2 protein-coding genes are annotated in these 2086 nt (G+C 42.7%); both read left to right on the top strand.

The genetic code is table 11. The features are described from left to right. A partial coding sequence (gene codB / locus RT405_RS04285; protein ID WP_313467853.1) for a cytosine permease occupies positions 1 to 892 on the top strand: 892 nt, incomplete at its 5' end. Then, positions 893 to 2086, top strand: a 1194-nt coding sequence (locus tag RT405_RS04290) for a cytosine deaminase (protein ID WP_313467855.1), incomplete at its 3' end; no start/stop codon positions are given.

Consider the following 2086-nt stretch of genomic DNA (forward strand, 5'->3'; position numbering starts at 1 on the left):
GGGGTGGAATAGTTATTTACTGATCTTCGTCTTTGGAATCGCGATCACGTTGGCTTCGCTTTATGGAATGAAATCGCTGGTGGTTTTAAGTTTTATTGCTGTTCCTCTGATCGCCATATTAGGAAGTTATTCCGCCATTGAAGCAACTACGGTCATGGGCGGTTTACCAGCCCTTTTCGAGTACGAACCGAAAACAACGATCACATTATCAGCTGCTCTAACGATTTGTATCGGGTCATTTATCAGCGGCGGAACATTGACAGCTGACTTTGCTCGATTTGCAAAGTCATCGCGTTCTGCTGTCGGTGCTACTTCTACTGCGTTTTTCTTAGGTAATTCGCTGATGTTCTTATTTGGAGCAGTAGGGGCGATGGTTTATGGGCTTTCAGATATTTCAGAAGTCCTCTTCTTGCAAGGGCTGACGATACCAGCGATTTTAGTATTGGCACTGAATATCTGGACCACCAATGATAATGCGCTTTACGCTTCTGGTTTAGGATTTGCCAATATTACAAAAATCTCTAAAAAGTTCTGGGTTCTTGTGAACGGAATCGTTGGAACCGTGTTGGCTATGTGGATGTACACGAATTTTGTCGGCTTCTTGAACTTACTGAGCGCTGCGATTCCTTCAATTGGAGCAATCATTATTGCAGATTACTTTTTTGTGAAACGCTGCAACTATGCCAAATTTGAAGAAGCAACTTTTGTTCCAGTTAACTGGACAGCACTTCTGGCTTGGGTTATCGGTGTAGCTTTGGCTCAATTTGCACCTGGGATCTCTCCGCTCAATGCATTAGTAGGAACAGCTGTGGTATACACAGGATTGATGAAACTGCCGCTCACTAAAGCAATGGCACCATTTGAAAAAACAACTAAAGGAAGTGTAGAATAAATGATCATTCAAAATGCAGCTCTAAAAGGAAAAAAAGGGCTTTGGCAAATTACGGTAGAAGAGGGTAAGTTTACTAATATTGAACCGCAACCCGAAGTCGCAGAAAAAACAGCAGATGTGCTGGATGTCAACGGCTCATTGGTACTACCGCCATTTATTGAACCACATATCCATTTAGACACAACGTTGACAGCAGGCGAGCCAGAATGGAATCAAAGCGGAACCTTATTCGAAGGCATCCAGCGTTGGTCTGAACGCAAAGCTTTTTTAACTCATGAAGACGTTAAAACACGTGCAAAAAAAGCCCTACAATGGCAGATAGCTCAAGGAATTCAATATGTGCGCACACATGTAGATGTGACAGATCCTAATTTGACAGCCATGAAAGCCATGTTGGAAGTGAAAAAAGAGATGGCACCTTATGTCAACATCCAACTCGTTGCATTCCCGCAAGAAGGCATCTTATCTTATCCAAATGGAAAAGAGCTGATGGAAGAAGCCTTGAAAATGGGAGCCGATGTTGTGGGTGGTATTCCGCACTATGAATTTACTAGAGAATATGGCGTAGAATCACTTAAAATTGCTTTTGACTTGGCGGAAAAATACGATCGTCTAGTGGATATTCACTGTGACGAGATCGATGATGAACAATCGCGTTTTGTCGAGGTCGTCGCAAAAGAAGCTTATGAAAGAGGGATGGGATCGCGAACAACAGCTAGCCATACAACCGCGATGGGATCCTACAACAACGCGTATACGTCTAAATTGTTCCGCTTGCTGAAATTGTCTGATATTCGGTTTGTTTCCAATCCCTTAGTCAACATGCATTTGCAAGGACGATTTGATACGTATCCAAAACGTCGAGGATTGACGCGTGTCAAAGAATTATTGGAAGCCGATTTAACGGTTTGTTACGGTCATGATGACATTTATGATCCTTGGTATCCGTTGGGAACAGGAAACATGCTACAAGTTTTACTGATGGGATTGCATGCTTCTCAATTGACTGGTTACGAAGAAATTATGAACGCTATGGATTTGATTACAACCAATAGTGCCAAAACGCTTCATATTGAAGATCATTACGGCATTGAAGAAGGGAAACCAGCTGACTTTATCGTTCTGCCAGCTGAAAACGAGTACGAAGCCATTCGAAGACAAGTACCGGTCCGCTACTCTTATAGACACGGCAAA

Source organism: Carnobacterium sp. (assembly GCF_032094055.1).
In the GTDB taxonomy this organism is placed as follows: domain Bacteria; phylum Bacillota; class Bacilli; order Lactobacillales; family Carnobacteriaceae; genus Carnobacterium_A.